The following is a 19,686-nucleotide window of genomic DNA, read 5'->3' on the forward strand; positions in this document are numbered from 1 at the left end:
GGGTGGGCGGGGGGGGGTGGGCGGGGGGGGGTGGCCCCCCCCGCCGGTGGCAATACCGGCGTTGCAAAACGGGGGTTCAAAAACAGGGGTTGGGGGGGGGGGGGGGGGGCCCCGGGGGGGGGCGCCCCCCCGCCCCGCACCCCACCGCACCACCCCCGCACCACAGGTCACCCCTTGTTGGCCAACACCCGTTGGCCTACGCTCGTAGGCATGACCGAGAGCACCGCCTCACCCCATACCGCGCAGAGCGCCACCCACCGCACCCCGCCCGGCGCCGCACCCGGCGCCGCACCCGGCGAGGCTCCCCGGCGGCGGTCCGAGGGGACTCGGGACGCGATTCTGGTCGCCGCTCGGGAACGGTTCGCCGCTGATGGGTATGAGCGGGCCACGATTCGGGCCATCGCCAAGGACGCGCGGATCGACCCGTCGATGGTGATGCGTTACTACGGCAGCAAGGAGGGGCTCTTCCTCGCCGCCATCACCGTGGATCTGCGGTTGCCCGACCTCGGGGCGCTGCCTCGGGGGCACGTCGGCGAGGTGCTGGTGTCGCACCTGTTCCGGCTCTGGGAGGGCGGCGAGGTGTTCACGGCGATGCTGCGGGTGGCGACGGCGGGTCCGGCCGGGGCGGAGCGGATGCATGAGACGTTCCGGGACCAGTTGCTGCCGGAGATGCGGAAGGCGTGTCCGGACCCGGAGCAGGCACACACCCGGGCCGCGCTGGTCGCGTCGCAACTGCTGGGCTTCGCGCTGACCCGTTATGTGCTGCGGCTGCCCGAGGCCGTGGAACTGACCCGCGAGGAGGTCGTGGCGTGGCTCGGGCCCACCGTGCAGCGGTATCTCACCGCGCCGAGCCCCTGAACGAGCATGCCGAAGGGCGCCGCCTCACGATCGACTGCGAACGGGGCGGCGCCCTCGGGAAGAAGGGGAGCCGGGCCGGTCAGTGAACCGGCCTCGGGGAACCGACGGTCAGGCCTTCGCCTTGGTGACCGACTTCGTCGCCGTCGGCTTGTGCACGCGGATCGTGGACTTGTCCAGGACCAGCACCAGGCCCGCGATGATCGCGAACAGCGCGAGCGGGGCAACCACGTAGAGGCCCACGGTGTCGAAGGCACTCAGACCCGGGCCGGGGTCGTCGCCGTCGTCACGCGTCAGCGCGAGCGCGGGGGACGACATCAGCAGCATCATCAGCGTCGTGCCGGCGACCAGGGCGCCGGCGCGCAGGGCGTTCTTGTTGTCCACGGTGACAAAAGTATCGAACGCCGATCAGGGGCGCTCGCCCGGGGGTGCCGTACGGGGCCGGCGGGCCGGATGCCGTACGGGCACGGGGCCCTTACCAGCCTTGCCCCTCAAGGGTTTCCGGATCTCCCTTAAGGGTCTCCCTCAAGGGTTTCCGGGTCTCCCTTAAGGGACTACGGGTCTCTCTCGGCCCCCGGCACCCCGGCCCCTACGGGACGGGCCCTACGGGCTCTGCTGGGGACCCTCCGTGTCCCGTCGTAGGACTTCGAGCAGGGCGTGCAGGCGCGGGGACGCCGCCAGGGCTTCCAGGGTGGTCGGGTGGGCGGCCGGGTCGGCGATGGGGAGGCGCCAGTTGGGGTACTGGTCCCAGGTGCCGGGGAGGTTCTGCGGGCGCCGGTCGCCGATGGCGTCGGGGAGCCAGACGCCGACCAGCCGGGCCGGGGTGCGCAGCAGGAACCGGTGGAGGGCCTGGACCTCGGCCTCCTCAGAGGTCGGCCCGTGTCCGCCGCCGGTGCCGGGCAGCAGCCCGAGCCGGGCGAGGACGCCGAGCCACTCCCCCGTGTCACCGGCCGCCTCGGCACGTTCGTCGGCGAGGGGGCGGGTCGTCAGGCCGAGCCGGTCGCGGAGTTCGACGTGGGCGCCGGTGAGGCGGGCGGCGGTGGGCGGGAGGTCGTGGGTGGTGACGGTGGCGAGGCAGTCGGCGCGCCAGGACTCGGGCGGCAGCGGTCGCCCGTCGCCGTCCCAGTCGCGTTCGAACCAGAGGACGGAGGTGCCGAGCACGCCGCGTTCACGCAGCCGTTCGCGGACGCCGGGTTCAACGGTGCCGAGGTCCTCGCCGATGACGAAGGCACCGGCGCGGGTGGCTTCCAGGACCAGGACGGCGAGCATGGCCTCGGCGTCGTAGCGGACGTAGGTGCCCTCGGTGGGCGGATGTCCCTGGGGCACCCACCAGAGGCGGAACAGGCCCATCACATGGTCGATGCGCAGCGCACCGGCGGAGCGGAACAGGGCGCGCAGCAGGCGTCGGTAGGGGGCGTACCCGGCGGCGGCGAGGCGGTCGGGGCGCCACGGGGGCAACCCCCAGTCCTGGCCGAGGGAGTTGAAGGCGTCCGGGGGTGCGCCGACCGACATCCCGGCGGCGAAGCAGTCCTGTTGGGCCCAGGTGTCGGCGCCGGTGGGATGGACGCCGACGGCGAGGTCGTGGACGATCCCGACCGGCATGCCCGCGTCGCGTGCGACCCGCTGGGCGGCGGTGAGTTGGGCGTCGGTGAGCCAGGCGAGGCGGCAGTGGAAGTCGACGCGGTCCATCACCTCACGGCGTGCGCGGGCGGTCTCGGCGGACCGTGGGTCGCGCAGTGCGGTGGGCCAGCGGCTCCAGTCGGGGCCGTGCACCTCGGCGAGGGCGTTCCAGGTGGCGTGGTCCTCCAGCGCTTGGCCCTGTTCGGAGAGGAAGTCGGCGTAGGCGGCGCGGCGGCCGGGGCCGAGGGGGACCTCGCGGACCAGTTCGAGGGCCTCGCGCTTGAGCGCCCAGACCGCGTCCCGGTCGATCAACTCGCCCTTGTCCAGGACGGATTCGCGCAGTCGGTCGGCGCGGGCGAGGAGGGCACGGACGCGGTCGGGGTCGTCGACGTAGGCGTACTCGGGGATGTCCTGGACGCGGAGGTAGACGGGGTCGGGGAAGCGCCGGGAGGAGGGGCGGTAGGGGGACGGGTCGGTGGGGGCGCCGGGCACGGCCGCGTGCAGGGGGTTGACCTGGAGGAATCCCGAGCCGAGCGATCGGCCTGCCCAGTCGGCGAGTTCGGCGAGGTCACCGAGGTCGCCCATGCCCCAGGAACGGGTGGACAGGAGCGAGTACAGCTGGACGAGGAGGCCGTGGGAGCGGGCGGTGGGGGTGGGCAACCGGGCCGGGGCGACGATGAGTTGGGCGTCGGCAATCCGGCCGTCGGGTGCGGTGGCGGTCAACTGGTGGACGCCGGGCGGCAGTTCGTCGAGGGAGCCGACCGACCCGCCTGAACCGCCGGAGCTGTCGGCGCCGTTGAGGGTGTGGGTCGTGCCGTCCTCGGTCTCGACGCGGAGGCGGGCGCCCGGGGGGAGGGTGGGGGGTGCGGCGCCGGTCCAGTGGACGACGGTGGGCGGCAGCAGCCGTCGTTCGCGCTCCTGCCGGCCGGTGGCGAGGGCGGCGGCGGTGGCGGCCGGGGTGCTCGCGTCGATGTCGAGGGCGGCGAGGGCGAGGGTGACGGCGGTGGCGGAGGCCGGGACCGAGCGGTCCGGGGAGGGGCTGTAGGAGGTGGCCACGCCGTGCAGCTCGGCGAGCCGGGTGAGGTCCTCGGAGAGCGGCTCGGCCGGCCCCTGCCCCGTCACTACGGCCTCGCGTCGGCCGGTTCAGGGACCGCGGACTCGCTGGTCAGGGGGGCGGCGTCGGCGAGCGGGGGTTCGCTGGTGAGGGGCTCGGCGTCGGGCAGCGGGGGTTCGCTGGTGAGGGGGGCCTCGGAGCTGGCGCTCTCCGCGCTGAAGATGTACAGCGCTTCGAGGTCGGGGTCGGCGAGCGCCGCGTGTTTGGAGAGGGCCGGGAGCAGAAGGTGTGCCGGTGCGGCCACGGGGGGCCTCCTTGTCGAGTACGGCGAGCAGGCTTCGGGTACCCGCAGCCCTACCCCGTGAGCGCCAGAGCAGGCGTATCGGGCGGGAGAACGTGCCTCTCCTCACATTCTGCCCCGCCCCACCTCCCCCAGATTGCGACAGGCGACACATATCGGCCACCCACGCCGCGTGTCACCCCGGATGACTGTTCACTCAGTACATGTACCCGGTGCATAGTGGCTCCATGAGCACCCGCCACATCCTTCTGGGGCTGCTCGCCTCGGGGCCGAGCCATGGCTACGACCTGAAGCGACGGCACGACGAACGGTTCCCGCAGGCCCGCCCGCTGGCGTACGGGCAGGTGTATACGACGTTGCAGCGGCTGGTCCGGGACGGGCTGGCCGAGGTCGACGGCACCGAGAACCCGAGCGGGGCCGGCGGACCCGAGCGGACGACGTACCGCTCGACCGACGACGGCGCCCGTGAACTGGCCCGGTGGGCCGGGGAGATCGCGCCGCCGGCGCCGTTCGTGACGAACGAGATCTTCGCCAAGGTCGTCGTCGCGATCCTGTCCGGCGCGGACCCGGCCGCCTATCTGCACGACCAGCAGGCCGCGCACAAGGAGCGGATGCGGGAGCTGACGGCGGTGAAGACGGCCGAGGGCGCCGATCTCGCGACCGTGCTCTCGGCCGACTACGCCCTCACCCACCTCGACGCCGATCTCCGCTGGATGACCACCACCGGAGCCCGGCTCACCACCCTGACCTCGGAGGTCGCGTCCACATGAGCAATCCCCCACGTCCCACCGGCACCCCACCCCTGCTCACCGCCCGTGACCTGGTCAAGGCGCACGGCAGGACCGAGGCCCTGCGCGGCGCCTCGGTCGATCTGGCCCCCGGCGAGATCCTCGCGGTGACGGGTTCCAGCGGCAGCGGGAAATCGACGTTGCTGCACTGTCTCGCCGGGATCGTCCGGCCGGACGCGGGCGAGGTGACGTATGCCGGGGAGCGCCTGGCCGGGCTGCCCGAACGGCGGCTGAGCGCGTTGCGGCGGACGGAGTTCGGGGTGGTGTTCCAATTCGGCCAGCTGATACCGGAGTTGACGGCGGTGGACAACGTCGCGTTGCCGTTGCTGCTCGGCGGCATCGCGCGGCCCGAGGCGCGGGAGCGGGCCGGGGAGTGGCTGGAGCGGTTCGGGGCGGCGGGGCAAGCGGAGCTGCGGCCCGGGGAGTTGAGCGGCGGCCAGGCTCAACGGGTCGCGCTGGCACGGGCGTTGGTGACCGGCCCGAAGGTGGTCTTCGCGGACGAGCCGACGGGGGCGTTGGACTCGCTGGCGACCGAGCAGGTGATGACGGCGCTGGTCCGTACGGCCCGTTCGCGGGGTGTCGCGGTGCTGCTGATCACGCACGACGCGCAGGTCGCGGCGTACGCGGACCGTGAGGTGCGGCTGGCCGACGGGGCCGTGGCACCGCTGGGGGTGAGCGCGTGAGGACCGAACTGCGGCTCGCCCGGCAGCTGACCAGGGGCGCGGGGCGGCGGGAAGGGGCACGGTTCGCGCTGATGGCGCTCGGGGCGGCGCTCGCGACCGGGTTCGCTCTGGTCGCCGTCGCGCTGGCGTCGTTGCGGAGCGGGCAGTTCCGGGTGTCCGTGGGCAACGGGCTGCTGGACACGCCGGGGGTGCGGGACGGCGTGATCGTGGCGCTGCTTCTGCTGCTCGTGCCGGTGCTGGGCTTTCTCGGGCAGTGCACCCGGATCGGGGCCGTGCAGCGGGAACGGCGGTTCGCGGGGCTGCGGTTGGCCGGGGCGACGCCGGGGCAGGTGCGCGGGATCGCCGCCCTGGAGACCGGCCTCGCCTGTCTGGTGGGCGGGGCGGTGACCACCGTGGTCGCGGTGCTGGTGCTGGTGCGGGCGTGGTCGGCGCCGAACGCGTTCACGTGGGCCGGGGTGGCGCTGGTCGCCGTGGCGGTGCCGGTGCTGGGGGCGCTCGCGGGGGCGGGGGCGATGCACCGGGTGGTGGCGTCGCCGCTGGGTCTGGTGCGCCGGGTGCGGCCGGGCGGCGGTCGGCGGGCCGGGCTGGTGTGCGCGGCCGGGGTGCTGCTGGTGGCGGTGGTGCCGCTGGCCGGTGCCGTGACCACCGCGCGGGGCTCGGCGGCGCTGCCGTTGCTGGTGTTCGGGCCGGTCCTCGCGGTCGGCGCGGGGGCGGTGGGGTTGTCGGGGGCGGTGGCCGGGCTCGTCGGGCGGCGGCTGGCGGTGCGGGCGCGGACGGCGGCGACGCTGATCGCGGCGGAACGGCTGCGGGACGACCCGTGGGCGGCGGCCCGCAGCCACGCGGCGGTGCTCCTGGTGACCGTCGCCGGGGCGGGCTTCGTCGGCATCCGCGGCACCCTCGTCGCCACGCTGGACGCGATGGGGTGGCACACGGCCGAGGAACGTTCGTTCTACGTCACCGGCCTCGATGTCACCGCCTTCGCGATCGTGGTCGCCCTCGGCGTCACGCTGGCCGGGCTCGCCGTGGGCACCGCCGAGTCGGTCGCGAACCGGCGTCGGGGCCTGGCAGCCCAGCACGCGGCCGGGGTGGAACGGGCGGTGCTGGGCCGGGCGCTGCTGCTGGAGACGGCGTTGCCGCTGGCGCCCGCCCTGCTGCTGGCCGGGGTCGGCGGCACGGCGGTCGGCGTCTGGTACGACCTGCTCGCCGGTCCCGCCGGGACCACGGCGACGCCGTACCCGGGGCTGCTGGTGCCGCTCGGCGTCTACGCCCTGTGCCTTGCGGCCGCCGCCACCGCCCTGCCCCGGCTGCGCCGCTCGGTGCGCCCGACGGAGTTGCGGTACGCGTAGCCGACGGCACGGCAGGGCGCGTCCGGCGGACGGTCACCGGGTGAACACGGGCCGCTGCGGACCCGTTGGCCCACTGTGAAGCCGTAGATCTGCGGTGATGCGGTGGCCGGAGCCCCGGCCCGTACGGGGACGACCGGTGGGACCCCTACGGGCCGGACCGATCAGCTCCCCCTACGGGTACGGGGCGTCCCTTACGGGGGCGGGGGTGTGCGAAGGCCCGGATGTCAGGCGGAGATGCCGTCGATCCGGGCCAGAGCGTCGTCGGCGCCGTACGGCTGCAAGTAGGGCAGCCAGCGCGGGTCCCGGTGGCCGGTGCCGATGATGCGCCAGGCCAGACCGGTGGGCGGGGCGGGTTTGTGCCGCAGCCGCCAGCCGATCTCGAAGAGATGCCGGTCGGCCTTGGTGTGGTTGCAGCGGCGGCAGGACGCCACCACGTTCTCCCAGGCGTGCTGTCCCCCGCGGCTGCGCGGGATGACGTGGTCGACGCTGGTCGCGACGCCACCGCAGTACATGCACCGGCCGCCGTCCCGCGCGAACAGCGCGCGGCGGGTGAGGGGTACGGGTCCCCGGTAGGGAACCCGCACGAAGCGCTTGAGCCGGACCACGCTCGGGGCGGGGACCGTGACCGTCGCGCTGTGCATAAAGGCGCCGGACTCCTCCAGAGACACGGCCTTGTTCTCCAGAACGAGGACCAGCGCGCGACGGAGCGGTACGACGCCGAGTGGCTCGTACGACGCGTTGAGGACCAGGACATGCGGCACGGATGCCTCCTTGGGCGTCGGCGACGCGTGGCTCGCGCCGGGACGATCTGCGTTCAGTCTCCCCTCATGCCTGGTGGAAGCGCCACCATCTGCCGGTAACGGGCTGGGAGTGTTTTCGACCACACCCGGCACGTCCGCAGGAGCAGGGGCCGCGCAGCCGCAGGTGAGCACAGTCTCCCCGCAGGGAGTCCGTCGGGTCCCCACACAATGCCCCGTTAGTGTGGTGCACCTGCCCGCCGGTGACCTTTCCGTGACCTAGCTGATCGACCTGATCGCCGACCGGTGGGCACAGCAGCACCTGGAGGTACCTGCCGTGTCCATGTCCGCCGTCCTGCTGGCCGCCGCGTCGCCGTCGCCGTCCCCCTCGGGCTCGACGTCGCCCGCGGTGCCCACCCTCAAGGGCGCCCAGGAGAGTGCGACCAACGCGGCCAGCTGGGTCCAGCAGAACTGGTCGACGTGGCTCGCGATCGGCCTGCGCGTGCTGCTGATCCTGGTGATCGCGGGCGTGCTGAGAATGGTGGTCAGGCGGGCGATCACCAAGCTCATCGAGCGGATGAACCGCACCGCGCAGGCCGTCGACGGCACGGCTCTGGGCGGCCTGCTGGTCAACGTGGAGCGGCGCCGCCAGCGTTCGCACGCGATCGGTTCGGTGCTGCGGTCGGTGGCGTCGTTCGTCATCATGGGCACCGCCGCGCTGATGGTGCTGGCGGCGTTCGAGATCAACCTCGCCCCGTTGCTGGCCTCGGCCGGTGTCGCGGGTGTCGCGATCGGTTTCGGCGCCCGCAACCTCGTCACGGACTTCCTCTCCGGCGTGTTCATGATCCTGGAGGACCAGTACGGCGTCGGCGACACCATCGACGCGGGCGTGGCCTCCGGCGAGGTGATCGAGGTCGGCCTGCGCGTCACGAAGCTGCGCGGCGACAACGGCGAGATCTGGTACGTCCGCAACGGCGAGGTCAAGCGCATCGGCAACCTCTCGCAGGGCTGGGCGACGGCCGGCGTCGACGTCACCGTCCGCGCCTCGGAGGACCTCGACAAGGTGCGCCGGACACTGAAGGACGTCGCCGAGCAGATGAGCAAGGAAGAGCCCTGGAACGAGCTGCTGTGGAGCCCGATCGAGGTGCTCGGCCTGGACAGCGTGCTGCTCGACTCGATGGTGGTCCGCATCACCGCGAAGACCATGCCGGGCAAGTCCCTGACCGTGGAACGCGAGCTGCGCTGGCGGATCAAGCGGGCCTTCGACGCGGCCGACATCCGCATCGTCGGCGGGGCCACGGCGCCGGTCGAGCAGAGCGAGGTGACGGACCCGACGGAGGCGGTCGCGGCCCCGTCCGTCTACGCCAACTCCGCCTCCGCGCAGCACCAGGCGGCCACCCCGATCACACCGTCGACCTCATCGAGCAGCCCCAACAGCATCAGCAGCAACAGCAACAGCAACACCGGCAAGTAACGCCCCCTGCGGCCCCGCAGGTCACGCCCGCCCCTGAGCCGACGGCCCACCCGTCGCCGCCTCGGGGGCGGTTGCCGTTTCGGCCTCGGGGCGGTCTCAGGGGCGGTCTCGGGGCCGCCTCGGGGGCGGTTTCCGTCGCCGTCTTGCGCTCCTTCGCACGCGATAGGAAACTTTCCTGACAGTGGCCATGCAGCGGCCCAACGGCGGGACAGCGCACCCCGGTCACGAGGAGGGGGCCCGGCCGCCGCCCCGTGGAGAGGCAGGTGTCGCCCCCGATGACAGGAACCGCCGGCCCGCCGGGCGCCCCGCACACTCCCGGCACCCCGCGTGTCCTGCGGGCCATGAACGACCGGGCCGCACTGGACCTGCTGCTGGCGCACGGGCCGTCCTCCCGCACCCGGATCGGGGAGTTGACCGGGCTCTCCAAGCCGACCGCCTCGCAGTTGCTGGCCCGCCTCGCGACCGCCGGGCTCGTGGTGGCGACCGGCACGAGCGAGGGCCGCCCCGGCCCCGGCGCCCAGCTCTACGAGGTCAACCCGGCCGCCGGATACGCCGCCGGACTCGACGTCTCCCCCGACCGCGTCCTCGCCGCCGTCGCCGACCTCACCGGCCGCACGGTCGGCCGTTTCACGCTGCCCACCTCAACTCGCCGCCCCGACCGGCCCGTTGTCCGGCAGGTGACCGACGCCCTCGACGGCGCCCTGGCGGCGGCCGGGCTGGCCAGGGCCGCGGTGCGCCGACTGGTCGTCGGCACGCCCGGCGCCTTCGACCCCACCACCGGACGGCTGCGCTACGCCCTGCACCTGCCCGGCTGGCACACCCCGGGCCTGCTCGCCGAGGTGGCCGCCGCGCTGCCGATGCCGGTGGAGTACGAGAACGACGTCAACCTCGTCGCCGTCGCGGAACAGCGGCTCGGGGCGGCACGGGGGCACGGCGATTTCGTGCTGCTGTGGAACGAGGCCGGCCTCGGCGGCGCCCTGGTGCTCGGCGGGCGACTGCACCGGGGGTGGACCGGGGGCGCGGGGGAGGTCGGGTTCCTGCCGGTGCCGGGGACGCCGTTGGTGCGGCAGGTGACGCGGGCGAACAGTGGCGGGTTCCAAGAGCTGGCCGGTGCGCAGGCGTTGCCCGGCCTCGCTCGTGAACTGGGCGTCCAGGACGTGCCGTCGGGCCCGTGTGCCGAGGCCGCCGCCCAACTGGTGGGCCGGGCAGCCGAGTCCGGCGCCGACGAGCCACACCGACGGTTCCTTGAGGCGTACGCGACGCGGCTGGCGACCGGTCTCGCCTCGCTGGTGTCGGTCCTCGACCCGGAACTCGTCGTGCTCAGCGGCGCCTGTCTGACGTCCGGCGGCGAACCTCTCCGGGCCCTGATCCAGGGCGAGTTGGCGGAGCTGGCCGCGTCACGTCCCCGGCTGGTCGTGGGCGAGGTGCCCGAACAGCCGGTGCTGCGGGGCGCGTTGGAGAGCGCGTTGGCGGCGACGCGGGACGAGGTCTTCGACACGTCGCGCTGAACCGGCGTTCGGCTGTCCCCGGGGTGTTCGTCCCTCTGGAGGCGTTCGGTTCCGGGGGCGCACTCGTTGAACGTGGCACACGCACGGCAGGAACCTCCGTACCCGCCGTATCCGCAAGGGCCCAGTGAAGGGTGGCAGTCCTTATGAAACTCACCGTGGTCGGCGGAGGGTCGACCTATACGCCCGAACTGGTCGACGGGTTCGCCCGGTTGCGGGACACGTTGCCCGTCGAGGAACTGGTGCTGGTCGATCCGGACGCCGGACGCCTGGAGCTGGTGGGCGGGCTGGCCCGGCGGATCTTCGCCCGGCAGGGCCACCCGGGCCGGATCGTGACGACGGCCGACCTGGATGCGGGCGTCGACGGCGCGGACGCGGTCCTGCTCCAACTGCGGGTCGGCGGGCAGGCGGCCAGGCAGCAGGACGAGACCTGGCCGCTGGAGTGCGGCTGCGTCGGCCAGGAGACCACCGGCGCGGGCGGGTTGGCCAAGGCGCTGCGCACGGTCCCGGTCGTCCTCGACATCGCCGAACGCGTCCGGCGCACCAACCCCGGCGCCTGGATCATCGACTTCACCAACCCGGTCGGCATCGTCACCCGGGCCCTGCTCCAGGCGGGCCATCGGGCGGTCGGGCTGTGCAACGTGGCGATCGGCCTCCAACGGAAGTTCGCGGCGCTGCTCGGGGTGGCCCCGGCCGAGGTCCACCTCGACCATGTGGGCCTCAACCACCTGACGTGGGAGACGGGAGTCCGCCTCGGCGGCCCGACCGGAAGGGACCTCCTCCCTCAACTCCTCTCCGACCACGGTGAGTTGATCGCCGCCGACCTCCGCCTCCCCCACCCCCTCCTCAACCGCCTTGGCGTGGTGCCCTCTTACTACCTCCGCTACTACTACACGCACGACGAGGTGGTGGCCAAGCAGCGCACGAAGCCGTCGCGGGCGTCCGAAGTGGCCCAGATGGAGCGGCAGTTGCTGGCGATGTACGCCGATCCGGCGCTGGACGAGAAGCCGGAGCTGCTGGCCAGGCGGGGCGGCGCGTACTACTCGGAGGCGGCCGTGGACCTGGCGGCGGCCCTGCTCGGCGGAGGCGGCAGCCCCCACCAGGTGGTGAACGCGCTGAACGGCGACACGTTGCCGTTCCTGCCCCCGGAGGCGGTGATCGAGGTCCAGGCGGCGGTAGGCCCGGACGGCCCGCGCCCCCTCCCCGTCGCTCCCCTCGCCCCCCTCCACGCGGGCCTGACCGCGCATGTCACCGCCTACGAGGAACTGGCCCTCCGGGCAGCCCTGGACGGCAGCCGGGAGCGCGTTTTCCGGGCGCTGCTCGCCCACCCCCTGATCGGCCAGTACGACCGTGCCGAGATCCTCACCGACCGCCTGATCGCACACAACAGGGAGCACCTCACGTGGGTCTGACCGCAGCCGTCCTCGCCATCGACGCGGGCAACAGCAAGACGGACGTGGCGGTGGTGTCGGCCGACGGCACCGTTCTCGGCATGGCACGGGGTGCCGGGTTCCGGCCGCAGACGGACGGGGTGGAGGAGGCGGTGGACGCGGTGGCCGAGGCGGTGTCCCGCGCCCTCAGCGTCGCCTACGTCAAGGGCGCCGACCGGATCTCCGCCTGCCTGGCGAACGCCGATTTCCCGCAGGAGGAACGGCAGTTGGCGGCGGCGTTGGAGCAACGCGGCTGGGGCGGCCCGGTCGAGGTGCGCAACGACACGTTCGCCGTCCTGCGGGCCGGGGTGTCCGAGCCGCGCGGGGTCGCCGTGGTGTGCGGCGCGGGCATCAACTGCGTCGGCATGCGCCCCGACGGCCGCACGGCACGTTTCCCGGCGGTCGGGCGCATCTCCGGTGACTGGGGCGGGGGTTGGGCGCTGGCGGAGGAGGCCCTGTGGCACGCGGCGCGCGGCGAGGACGGCCGAGGTGAGCCGACGGCGCTGTCCCACACGCTCCCGGCCCACTTCGGCCACCCCAGCATGCGGTCCCTCATCGAGGCCCTCCACCTCGGCACCCTCGCCCCGACCCGCCGCTACGAGTCGACGCCGGTCCTCTTCGCGACGGCGGCCGACGGCGACGAGGTGGCCGGCGCGCTCGTGACCCGCCTGGCGACGGAGGTCACCACCATGGCCACGGTCGCGCTGACCGACCTGGACCTCCTCACGGAGGAGACGCCGGTCCTGCTGGGGGGCGGGGTCCTGACCGCCGGTCACGTCCAACTCGACTCCGCTATCAGGGAGTTGCTGGCAGCGCGGGCACCGAAGGCGGTACCGAGGGTGGTGACGGCACCTCCGGTGCTGGGGGCGGTGCTGCTGGGGTTGGACGCGGCGGGGGTGGGGCGGGAGGCCCAGGAACAGGTGCGGAGGTTTCTGATGGCGTGAGTGATCCCCGTACGGAACGTGAGCCGCACGGGGCAGGGGGCGGGTGGACGGCCGGCTGACTGCGGGTGGGTCAGCCGTCGAAGGGCTTGCCTTTGAAGATCTCGTACGCCATCTCGCTGATCACGTCCCGGCGGGACGGCACGATCGTGCTGGTCTCGGGGTAATCGGGGGGCAGGTCGTCCTCGACACGCTCGACGACGTCGCCGATCGTGAACGTGATGCCGGTGTCGATGGCGAGACGCGCGATCGCGATGAGCGCGATTTTCGTGCGGTGGTGCAGATCGTCGGCGAGGGCTTCCAGGTCGGTGGTGGCCATGCAGGCACGGTAGCGGGACACCCGTCCCCAGACGCCCCATACGGGAAAGAACCCGCCCGAACGAGGGTGAATTCGAGCGGGTGTCGCGGGGTCGGGTCGACGACCGTCTACCGTCGGCGTTCGGAGCTTCGTCACCAGCCAACGTCCGTACCCGTTCGCGGAATTGGGCGCGGGCCTGCCGCAGCGGGGTCGGCGCCCGCTTTCCGCCCGCTGACACCGTGTCGATCGGCCGGGACACCGCGGGCCCGGCCTGCGGCATGCCCGCATCCGCCATGGGAAAGCCCGAGGTCGGGCGCTGGCATGGACGTCAGGACAGCAGGATGAGGCAGTCCCAGGGCGCATCTGTGTGAGGGAGCAGGCCGCCGAGGTCGGCCAGGGCCAGCGCGGTACCGGCACGTCCGGCGAGAAAACCACTCGGCCGGGAGGCCGGGGTCCGGGGCAGCAGGCTCTGGTGGGTGCCGTCGGGCGGCAGATAGCCGTTTCCGATGATCATAGGCAGTGCAGAACGACAACCACGGCGTGCACGAACGGCGGTGGGTAGTGGGTGCGCGACAGGTGTCGCGGACCGGCGCGGCGGCCTGGTGCTGTTCTTCGAGAGCCTGCTAGCGCACTTGGCCGACGACTACCTCATCCAGTCGCGCTGGATGGCGACGGAGAAGGCCGGGAGCGCTGGTGGCCTGCCATTGCGGATGGCATCACGTACGGGCTGCGGTACGCGTCAGTGGCTAGGCCCATGAGAAGGGGGCTGGCTCAGCTTCCGTAGCTAGTGCACGCTGATGGATGTCGCTGCGCCTGCTCCCTGTGATCGGGAGCGGGTGCATCTGGTTCCAGACCTGGCTGGGACGATCTTGCGGTAATAAAGGCGCTGCGGGTAGTGGATGTGGGGGCATGGGCGGGGAATTAGTACCTTTCTTGATCGCTGTCGTGGGTGTTGCCGGCACGCTCACCTCTGCGTTGCTGACACAGCGGAGCGCCACACGATCGAAGGCAATGGAACTTGAACATGCAGAGCGGGAGAATCGGCTGACGCAACTATTAGCGGAGGAACGACGCGTCGAGGAGATGCGGAGAGCTTGCTATGTCTCCCTCAATCAGTTGGCGCGCAGATTTCATTCAGTGATGTTCGTCTATCATCGAGCGTGCAAAAAGGGGCCTCCTTCTGAGGCGCAGGAGTTGGCGTTGCAGGAGGCTCGGGTCGCCTACCAGGGGATCTATTCCGAGGCGCAGATGCTCGTCCCTGGCCTGGTCATGCGGGAAGCGCACGCAACGAACGCCTCACTCATGGCGGTGTATGAGCTCCTCAAGGGCACCGAGCACGCTACTCCTGAAAATCCGCCCGAAGACCTTGAAGGTCAGCTGAGTAGTGCTAGTCGTAGCCTCAGCCTGTTGCGCAAGAGTTTGAGGTCAGACCTCGGTCTCGATAATTTTTAGGCGATGGGTTATTCGACTGGGGTATGAGGCCAGCAGTACTCGCTTTCGATGAAGTTGGAATCAAGTGTGGAGCGTATGCCGACAGACGGCGATGACGCTGTCAGCGGTTTCGGCTGAGCCATCGGCTCCCGGTTGGTTGTGCGCGCAGCGGTGAGGCCTTCGTCCCCGCGCCGCAAGTTCGGCGTGGAGGCCGAGGACCTGCTGCTCCAGCTCACTGATCTGGTGGCTGAGCGTTTCGACGTCTGCCGGGGCGCCGGGACCGGAGGCTTCCCAGGCCACGTGGGCGTCCAGATCGAAGGCATCGGCCAGTTCGGGTGGGTCGGTCAGTTCCCCGGTCGGTTGCGCCTGGGGTGTCGGTGGTGCCATCTCCACTCCCTCCACTCATGTCTCTGGGCTCAGATGCCCAGCGACGTGGCTCCTGGCCGCCCCGGTGGGGCCGCCGGAGGCTTCAGGTGATCACCAGGCGCACACTGGGCTTGTCGACCGTCACCTGGGCGGGAACCTCTTGGTCGGCGCGAGGATAAGCGCGTACGACAGGCTGTCCCGCACCCCTGGCCCCGCGGTCGAAGCGGACGACTGCGTCAGCCAAGCGAGCAGCGAGGCGTTCCCGGCCGGGGCCGTGCGCGATGACCCCCAACTCGTAGCCCTCCTGCGGGACTTGGCGCAGGGTGAGGTAGGCCAGACAGTCGTCGGTCCACACGGCGGGCATGCCCCGGTCCAGCACCCAGCCGACCAGGCCGCCGTCCATGGCGGCCCGGGTGGCGCGCAGCCTGCCGTAAGGGGCGATCACGCCGGCGAGCCACACCTCCAGCCGTGGCAACACCCCCTCCGAGCCGCCCAGTTCCACCCCGGTCCACTGTTCGTGGCGAGGCCCGGCGAACGCCTCCGCCATCGCCTCCGCTTCAGCAGGCTGGCCCTCGTCGACGACCAGCCGGACGTCCTGGCCGGCCAGCCGCACCACGCGCGGCGCGTGCGCGCTGTCGCCTTGCATGGCCACGAAGCCCGAGACGATGAGCGTGTCGCTCCGCAGATGGTCCCGCTCACGGGCGAAGGCGATGGTGCGGGACAGGCCGCGGAAGCGCAGCGGCACCACCAGCCTGCCCTCGGAGGCGAGTTGATCGAACCACGCTGTGGGCACGTCGGCGGCGCCGACCGTGACGACGATGCGGTCAAATCCTCGGACCGGCGCGTCCGGCAGCGGCTTCGCGCCGTCCGCTTCCAGGACCCGCACCTTCTCGTATCCCGCGTCGGTGAGCAGTGTGCGGGCCCGCGCGGTGATGCCGGCATCGATATCGAGGGTGGTCACCAGCTCCTGATCGCCGGTCATCTCTGCCAGCAGAGCCGCGTTGCATCCTCCGGAGCCGATCTCCAGGACCGTCATGCCGGGAGCTACCTGGGCCGCCTCCAGCATCCGCGCGTGCAGCCATGGGGCCGATACGGAACTCACCGGTCGCCCGGATGAGTTGTACTTGGTGAACACGGCCTCCGCGGCGCCGTAGACCTCTTCGGCAGCGACCTCGGGGGCGAAGAGGTGCCGGGGCACCTTGAGGAAGGCTTCCTCGACCTTCGCCGACGTGATCGCGCCGCGCGCACGCAGATCCGTCACCATCCGCTCACGCAGCACATCAGGTGCCGTCGCACCCGCGCCCGTCTCGGCCACGCAGCCTCCCTGCTCTCGTCGTCCTCGTCGCCCTGGAGGGCCCTTCGCCACCGCTGCGCCCTGCTGAAGAGGTCCGTCATCGAACCACGCCGAGTATTCCCCCCGCTACTCACAGCAGCGCTCGTCAGCTGTATCCCGCCAGGTGAGGGCCCGAGGCCAAGGGGCCCCTCCCGTCCGCAGGGACGGCGAGGCCGCTACCCGGCGTCGGTCGATCCGGTGTCCGTCGGACCGTTGCCGGTGGCCAGGCAGGCCGGGCAGTTGATGCGGCGGAGCCACTCGGTGACCAGGTCGCCCTGGTTGCCCGCGCCGCACCGGGGCCAGCGGTAGGGGGCGCCGTAGCCGTTGTGCAGGGTGATGAGTCTGTGGACGGTCAGGACGTCGGCGCCGATCGTGCCCGCGTCGGTCGCGGTGCGGGTCTCCATGCCGTCACCCACCTTTCTTGCCGGAGCGGGCGGCGGACTGGTTCCGGCGGGGCACGCCCCAGGCGTCGAGCTGGTCGGCGATCCACTCGTGGCCGACCTGGAACTCGCGCGCGAGGGAGGAGGTGGACTCGCCGTTCGTGTAGCGCGCGATCACGTCCGTGCGGGCGTCGGTGAACTTCTCCTTCGCGGCGCGCACTTGGACGGGAGTCCGTCGCGGGGCGCGTCCCCGGAACACGTGTGCGGAGGGGCGCCGTTGGTCATGCACCTCGTGCTGGGGCCGTCGGGGCACGCCCCACTCCTCCAGGCAACGGGTCAGCCAACCGGCGGTGACGCCGTAGGCGCCGGCGATCCAGGACACCGGTTCCTTGGCCTGATAGCGCTTGATGATCGCGTCCATGTCCGCGCGGGCGGCTTCACGCGCGGCGGCTTTCTCGTCATGGGTGCGGCGACGCACGGTTCTTCTCACTTCCAACGGTCCATCGCGGGCGGGGGGTTCGGCAATGCGGGGGAATGGGACGGGGAAGGTGCTTGTCACGCGCCTTTCTGGCGCTGGGCGTGGAGTTGACCGAGGGCGACCAGTTGATGTTTCTCCCATTCGGTCGCCGGGCGAATACGGGTCCAGGGGACGTGCCATTCAAGGCCGGTGGGGCGAGCCAGGAAAACGACGCGGTGTTCGATGTTCGCGACCACGGCGGGCATCTCGTTGTCCTTGTCGACGACGACGTCCCCGACGCTTATGTCGGCGGCGGACCGGAAACCCGGGGGTATCTCAGGAGGCCGCCGGGGAAACCGAGTTGTGCCCGTGCCCCTCATTCGGTCGGCCTTCTGTGAACATGCCAGTTCGCTTCTTCCACCAGGGGCCGGAGGCGTCGCATCACGGCGCTGAACGACCGGTCGTCGGTGGCGACAAGGGCCTTGTCGACGCCCCGTCGATGCGGGTGCTGCGTGATGATCGCGTTCAGCTCCCCGGCGGTCCAGGTGAGCCCCCGCTCATGGGCCAACTCCCGCCCCTCCACGGCGGCTTCGCAGATCCGGCACCCGTCCACGGGCACGGGTTCCAGTGCCGACGTGCTCCGTGTCGCCGGTACGTCGACGCTGTCGCTCACGGGCAGATTTCGCATCAGGCCCGCTTCAACGTCCTTGAGGAGAGCGTGAGTTGGCGTGGTGGTCGTTTCGCTGGGCGCGGCGGACGGGGGCAGCGACAGCCACGAGGGAAGGGGGCACTCGTCGGGTGCCGCGCGGAAGAAATCCCTTCGGGTGATAGCGGCATCCAGTTCCTCGACGCCCTCGGGGCGGGGAACCCGCTTGGGTAGTTCGTTCGCCATGTGACCGCGCCCTTCCGTGACTTACAGTTGCGTAGTGTTTACACAAGGGTGGGTGTCCGTGGGTGCGTCCACCAGGGATTCGCGATGGACAATCGCAACTGTCCGATGGACGGAAGGGAATTCGGGGGTTTGAGTGAGTGTCGAAAATGAGCACACGGACCCGACGGACCCCGCGTGGTCGGCGCTGAAGCACTTCGGCAGCGAGGTGCAGATCGAGCGCGAGCGCCTGGGAATGTCACGCCCTGAGCTGGCGAAGGAAGCCAACTGCGGCCCCTCACTGGTCGCCAAGATCGAGACCGGCAGCCGGGTTCCACAACTGGAGTTCGCGCAGGCGTGCGACTGCGCCTTCCCGGACTCCAACGGGCGGTTCGCGCGACTGTGGCCGCTGGCGATCCGGTATGCCTATCCGCCCTGGTTCCGGCACTACGTCGAACTTGAATGCACAGCCACGGTCGTGAAGATGTTCCACCCGCAGCTACTTCCTGGGCTCGTCCAGACCCGGGAGTATGCTCGCGCGGTTCTGCGGACCAGTCGGCCGGACAACCTGGACGACCTGATCACCGCTCGCATGGAGCGACAGCGCATTCTGGATCGCGAGGACAAACCCCCAGCCAGTCTCAGACTGGTCCTCAATGAAGCCGTGTTGCGGAACAGCGTGGGTGATCCAGCAGTTATGCGTGGCCAGCTCACGCATCTGCGGGAGTTGGCAGCCGTTCCCCGGCATCGGGTGCAGATCATTCCCGACAGAGGTCGGCACCACGGTTACCACAGCCCGTTCGGCCTGCTCTCCTTTAGCGAGGGAGCCGACGTGGTGCACGTCGACGGGTTCCCTCGCGGTTACGTTCTGGCCGAACCAGGCGACGTCACAACAGGCCAGGAAGCCTATGATCTGCTCACGGCCATGGCCGCGCCGCTGGACGAGTCGGCAGAGCTGATCGACTCCATCTCGAAGGACTGTTACTCATGACCCACGCACCGCTCCCGGAGCACGGCTGGCTCAGCTCCACCTACAGCGGAAACAACGGCGGCGAGTGCATCCAGTGGGCGCCGGAACACGCTCAGACGACCGGAGTTGTGCTCGTCCGCGACAGCAAGAACCCTGACGGCCCCCGGCTGACCCTCACCGCCAACAGCTGGGCCGGCCTCATCGACGTCGCCCGCAACTCCGACGTGTAGCCCAAGCCTCGCCGCACAACCCAGCCCCGCTGCTCTCCCAACCCGGGTACGTGGCGGGGCTGTTCAGCTTCGTCGCAAAGGAGAGATACTCATGAACCGAGTCGACACCGCAGAAGTCTGGACAAGCTCCACCTACAGCCAAGGTAACGGCGGCGAGTGCGTCCAGTGGGCGCCGGAACACGCCCAGACGACCGGAGTTGTCCTCGTCCGGGACAGCAAGAACCCGCACGGCCCCCGGCTGACCCTCACCGCCACCAGCTGGGCCGGACTCATCGACGTCGCCCGCGATTCCGACGTGTAGTCCAAACTTCGCCCTACCGGAGAGCCCCGTCACCGCCCCACCATGGGGAGATGACGGGGCTACTCAACTCCGTTGCGAAGGAGCGGAACTCATGACTCACGCACCGATCCCGGAGCACGGCTGGCTCAGTTCCACCTACAGCGGCAGCAACGGCGGCGAGTGCATCCAGTGGGCGCCAGAACACGCCCAGGCGACCGGAGTTGTGCTCGTCCGGGACAGCAAGAACCCGAACGGCCCCCGACTGAGCCTCACCGCCAACAGCTTCGCTGCGCTCGTCGACTTCGCCAAGCAGCACAGCTGACCCGACCAGTAGCTGTT

At 71.4% G+C, this 19,686-nt stretch carries 25 protein-coding genes; 13 read left to right on the top strand and 12 right to left on the bottom strand.

Going from position 1 to position 19,686, the window contains the following annotated elements:
• The first annotated feature begins 210 nt into the window (after positions 1-210).
• Positions 211-858 carry a TetR family transcriptional regulator gene (locus ACIQOU_RS32845; RefSeq protein ID WP_401542936.1) on the top strand — a complete coding sequence of 216 codons (648 nt, stop codon included), beginning with the start codon at positions 211-213 and terminating at the stop codon, positions 856-858.
• Positions 859-966: 108 nt separating this feature from the next.
• Here ACIQOU_RS32845 and ACIQOU_RS32850 read toward each other — a convergent pair whose 3' ends face one another.
• From ACIQOU_RS32850 to ACIQOU_RS32860, 3 genes are all read right to left on the bottom strand, one after another.
• Positions 967-1,239 (bottom strand): hypothetical protein, encoded by a 273-nt coding sequence (locus ACIQOU_RS32850; protein WP_401542939.1) that lies wholly within the window; start codon positions 1,237-1,239, stop codon positions 967-969.
• A 219-nt stretch (positions 1,240-1,458) separates the two neighbouring features.
• Complete coding sequence (malQ, locus tag ACIQOU_RS32855) at positions 1,459-3,597, bottom strand: 4-alpha-glucanotransferase (RefSeq protein ID WP_401542942.1); 2,139 nt, start codon at positions 3,595-3,597, stop codon at positions 1,459-1,461.
• A complete protein-coding gene (locus ACIQOU_RS32860) occupies positions 3,597-3,833 on the bottom strand; it encodes a hypothetical protein (RefSeq protein WP_401542944.1) in 237 nt (78 codons plus the stop codon). The genes malQ and ACIQOU_RS32860 overlap by 1 nt, the downstream gene beginning before the upstream one ends.
• Before the next feature lie 224 nt (positions 3,834-4,057).
• On the opposite strand from ACIQOU_RS32860, the gene ACIQOU_RS32865 reads away from it, so the two are divergent.
• Genes ACIQOU_RS32865 through ACIQOU_RS32875 form a run of 3 tightly spaced genes read left to right on the top strand, consistent with a single transcriptional unit; the run spans position 4,058 to position 6,647 of the window.
• Positions 4,058-4,600: a PadR family transcriptional regulator gene (locus ACIQOU_RS32865; protein WP_401542947.1), complete on the top strand. Its 543-nt coding sequence runs from the start codon at positions 4,058-4,060 to the stop codon at positions 4,598-4,600.
• Positions 4,597-5,301: an ABC transporter ATP-binding protein gene (locus ACIQOU_RS32870; RefSeq protein WP_401542950.1), complete on the top strand. Its 705-nt coding sequence runs from the start codon at positions 4,597-4,599 to the stop codon at positions 5,299-5,301. Before ACIQOU_RS32865 ends, ACIQOU_RS32870 begins: the two co-directional genes overlap by 4 nt.
• The gene (locus ACIQOU_RS32875) at positions 5,298-6,647 is read left to right on the top strand and encodes an FtsX-like permease family protein (RefSeq protein ID WP_401542953.1); all 1,350 of its coding nucleotides are present in this window, start codon (positions 5,298-5,300) and stop codon (positions 6,645-6,647) included. The genes ACIQOU_RS32870 and ACIQOU_RS32875 overlap by 4 nt, the downstream gene beginning before the upstream one ends.
• Before the next feature lie 224 nt (positions 6,648-6,871).
• Here ACIQOU_RS32875 and ACIQOU_RS32880 read toward each other — a convergent pair whose 3' ends face one another.
• Positions 6,872-7,408 carry an HNH endonuclease gene (locus tag ACIQOU_RS32880; RefSeq protein WP_401542956.1) on the bottom strand — a complete coding sequence of 179 codons (537 nt, stop codon included), beginning with the start codon at positions 7,406-7,408 and terminating at the stop codon, positions 6,872-6,874.
• A 319-nt stretch (positions 7,409-7,727) separates the two neighbouring features.
• Between ACIQOU_RS32880 and ACIQOU_RS32885 the strand changes: the two genes are divergently transcribed.
• The 4 genes from ACIQOU_RS32885 (at position 7,728) to ACIQOU_RS32900 (ending at position 12,737) form a co-directional block, all read left to right on the top strand.
• The gene (locus ACIQOU_RS32885) at positions 7,728-8,858 is read left to right on the top strand and encodes a mechanosensitive ion channel family protein (protein WP_401543288.1); all 1,131 of its coding nucleotides are present in this window, start codon (positions 7,728-7,730) and stop codon (positions 8,856-8,858) included.
• Between the two features lie 275 nt (positions 8,859-9,133).
• Complete coding sequence (locus tag ACIQOU_RS32890) at positions 9,134-10,366, top strand: ROK family transcriptional regulator (protein WP_401542959.1); 1,233 nt, start codon at positions 9,134-9,136, stop codon at positions 10,364-10,366.
• A gap of 143 nt (positions 10,367-10,509) precedes the next feature.
• Complete coding sequence (locus ACIQOU_RS32895; protein ID WP_401542961.1) at positions 10,510-11,775, top strand: 6-phospho-beta-glucosidase; 1,266 nt, start codon at positions 10,510-10,512, stop codon at positions 11,773-11,775.
• Positions 11,766-12,737 (top strand): N-acetylglucosamine kinase, encoded by a 972-nt coding sequence (locus ACIQOU_RS32900; protein ID WP_401542964.1) that lies wholly within the window; start codon positions 11,766-11,768, stop codon positions 12,735-12,737. Before ACIQOU_RS32895 ends, ACIQOU_RS32900 begins: the two co-directional genes overlap by 10 nt.
• 70 nt (positions 12,738-12,807) lie before the next feature.
• Here the strand turns inward: ACIQOU_RS32900 and ACIQOU_RS32905 are convergent, their stop codons facing one another.
• Positions 12,808-13,053, bottom strand: coding sequence for a hypothetical protein (locus tag ACIQOU_RS32905; RefSeq protein WP_401542970.1), 246 nt, complete (start codon positions 13,051-13,053; stop codon positions 12,808-12,810).
• Positions 13,054-13,360: 307 nt separating this feature from the next.
• Positions 13,361-13,546 carry a hypothetical protein gene (locus tag ACIQOU_RS32910; RefSeq protein ID WP_401542973.1) on the bottom strand — a complete coding sequence of 62 codons (186 nt, stop codon included), beginning with the start codon at positions 13,544-13,546 and terminating at the stop codon, positions 13,361-13,363.
• Positions 13,547-13,965: 419 nt separating this feature from the next.
• Here ACIQOU_RS32910 and ACIQOU_RS32915 point away from each other — a divergent pair, with 419 nt between their 5' ends.
• Positions 13,966-14,484, top strand: a complete 519-nt coding sequence (locus ACIQOU_RS32915) for a hypothetical protein (RefSeq protein ID WP_401542976.1) — start codon at positions 13,966-13,968, stop codon at positions 14,482-14,484.
• Positions 14,485-14,544: 60 nt separating this feature from the next.
• Here the strand turns inward: ACIQOU_RS32915 and ACIQOU_RS32920 are convergent, their stop codons facing one another.
• The 6 genes from ACIQOU_RS32920 to ACIQOU_RS32945 all read right to left on the bottom strand — a co-directional run bounded on the left by ACIQOU_RS32920 (position 14,545) and on the right by ACIQOU_RS32945 (position 17,672).
• Complete coding sequence (locus ACIQOU_RS32920) at positions 14,545-14,850, bottom strand: hypothetical protein (RefSeq protein WP_401542979.1); 306 nt, start codon at positions 14,848-14,850, stop codon at positions 14,545-14,547.
• An 82-nt stretch (positions 14,851-14,932) separates the two neighbouring features.
• Positions 14,933-16,144 (bottom strand): methyltransferase, FxLD system, encoded by a 1,212-nt coding sequence (fxlM, locus tag ACIQOU_RS32925; protein ID WP_401542982.1) that lies wholly within the window; start codon positions 16,142-16,144, stop codon positions 14,933-14,935.
• Positions 16,145-16,338: 194 nt separating this feature from the next.
• Positions 16,339-16,566 carry a hypothetical protein gene (locus tag ACIQOU_RS32930; RefSeq protein WP_401542985.1) on the bottom strand — a complete coding sequence of 76 codons (228 nt, stop codon included), beginning with the start codon at positions 16,564-16,566 and terminating at the stop codon, positions 16,339-16,341.
• 4 nt (positions 16,567-16,570) lie between these two features.
• The gene (locus ACIQOU_RS32935) at positions 16,571-17,032 is read right to left on the bottom strand and encodes a hypothetical protein (RefSeq protein WP_401542988.1); all 462 of its coding nucleotides are present in this window, start codon (positions 17,030-17,032) and stop codon (positions 16,571-16,573) included.
• 65 nt (positions 17,033-17,097) lie between these two features.
• Complete coding sequence (locus ACIQOU_RS32940) at positions 17,098-17,265, bottom strand: hypothetical protein (protein ID WP_401542990.1); 168 nt, start codon at positions 17,263-17,265, stop codon at positions 17,098-17,100.
• A 110-nt stretch (positions 17,266-17,375) separates the two neighbouring features.
• The gene (locus tag ACIQOU_RS32945; RefSeq protein ID WP_401542992.1) at positions 17,376-17,672 is read right to left on the bottom strand and encodes a hypothetical protein; all 297 of its coding nucleotides are present in this window, start codon (positions 17,670-17,672) and stop codon (positions 17,376-17,378) included.
• Positions 17,673-18,024: 352 nt separating this feature from the next.
• Between ACIQOU_RS32945 and ACIQOU_RS32950 the strand changes: the two genes are divergently transcribed.
• The 4 genes from ACIQOU_RS32950 to ACIQOU_RS32965 all read left to right on the top strand — a co-directional run bounded on the left by ACIQOU_RS32950 (position 18,025) and on the right by ACIQOU_RS32965 (position 19,669).
• On the top strand, positions 18,025-18,858 hold the full coding sequence (locus tag ACIQOU_RS32950; protein ID WP_401542995.1) for a Scr1 family TA system antitoxin-like transcriptional regulator: 834 nt from the start codon (positions 18,025-18,027) through the stop codon (positions 18,856-18,858).
• Positions 18,855-19,067, top strand: coding sequence for a DUF397 domain-containing protein (locus ACIQOU_RS32955; RefSeq protein ID WP_401542998.1), 213 nt, complete (start codon positions 18,855-18,857; stop codon positions 19,065-19,067). Before ACIQOU_RS32950 ends, ACIQOU_RS32955 begins: the two co-directional genes overlap by 4 nt.
• 91 nt (positions 19,068-19,158) lie before the next feature.
• Positions 19,159-19,368 (top strand): DUF397 domain-containing protein, encoded by a 210-nt coding sequence (locus tag ACIQOU_RS32960; RefSeq protein WP_401543001.1) that lies wholly within the window; start codon positions 19,159-19,161, stop codon positions 19,366-19,368.
• Positions 19,369-19,459: 91 nt separating this feature from the next.
• On the top strand, positions 19,460-19,669 hold the full coding sequence (locus tag ACIQOU_RS32965; protein WP_401543004.1) for a DUF397 domain-containing protein: 210 nt from the start codon (positions 19,460-19,462) through the stop codon (positions 19,667-19,669).
• Positions 19,670-19,686: the final 17 nt, after the last annotated feature.

The sequence above is a fragment of the Streptomyces sp. NPDC091279 genome (assembly GCF_044757465.1).
In the GTDB taxonomy this organism is placed as follows: Bacteria; Actinomycetota; Actinomycetes; order Streptomycetales; family Streptomycetaceae; genus Streptomyces.

Bases quoted from the DNA above. Each gene is read 5' to 3' on its own strand.
- ACIQOU_RS32845 (WP_401542936.1), top strand. From the start codon at position 211: ATGACCGAGAGCACCGCCTCACCCCATACCGCGCAGAGCGCCACCCAC.
- ACIQOU_RS32955 (WP_401542998.1), top strand. From the start codon at position 18,855: ATGACCCACGCACCGCTCCCGGAGCACGGCTGGCTCAGCTCCACCTAC.
- ACIQOU_RS32960 (WP_401543001.1), top strand. From the start codon at position 19,159: ATGAACCGAGTCGACACCGCAGAAGTCTGGACAAGCTCCACCTACAGC.
- ACIQOU_RS32930 (WP_401542985.1), bottom strand. From the start codon at position 16,566: ATGGAGACCCGCACCGCGACCGACGCGGGCACGATCGGCGCCGACGTC.
- ACIQOU_RS32885 (WP_401543288.1), top strand. From the start codon at position 7,728: ATGTCCGCCGTCCTGCTGGCCGCCGCGTCGCCGTCGCCGTCCCCCTCG.
- ACIQOU_RS32905 (WP_401542970.1), bottom strand. From the start codon at position 13,053: ATGGCCACCACCGACCTGGAAGCCCTCGCCGACGATCTGCACCACCGC.
- ACIQOU_RS32890 (WP_401542959.1), top strand. From the start codon at position 9,134: ATGACAGGAACCGCCGGCCCGCCGGGCGCCCCGCACACTCCCGGCACC.
- ACIQOU_RS32920 (WP_401542979.1), bottom strand. From the start codon at position 14,850: ATGGCACCACCGACACCCCAGGCGCAACCGACCGGGGAACTGACCGAC.
- ACIQOU_RS32940 (WP_401542990.1), bottom strand. From the start codon at position 17,265: ATGCCCGCCGTGGTCGCGAACATCGAACACCGCGTCGTTTTCCTGGCT.
- ACIQOU_RS32965 (WP_401543004.1), top strand. From the start codon at position 19,460: ATGACTCACGCACCGATCCCGGAGCACGGCTGGCTCAGTTCCACCTAC.
- ACIQOU_RS32895 (WP_401542961.1), top strand. From the start codon at position 10,510: ATGAAACTCACCGTGGTCGGCGGAGGGTCGACCTATACGCCCGAACTG.
- ACIQOU_RS32910 (WP_401542973.1), bottom strand. From the start codon at position 13,546: ATGATCATCGGAAACGGCTATCTGCCGCCCGACGGCACCCACCAGAGC.
- ACIQOU_RS32865 (WP_401542947.1), top strand. From the start codon at position 4,058: ATGAGCACCCGCCACATCCTTCTGGGGCTGCTCGCCTCGGGGCCGAGC.
- ACIQOU_RS32870 (WP_401542950.1), top strand. From the start codon at position 4,597: ATGAGCAATCCCCCACGTCCCACCGGCACCCCACCCCTGCTCACCGCC.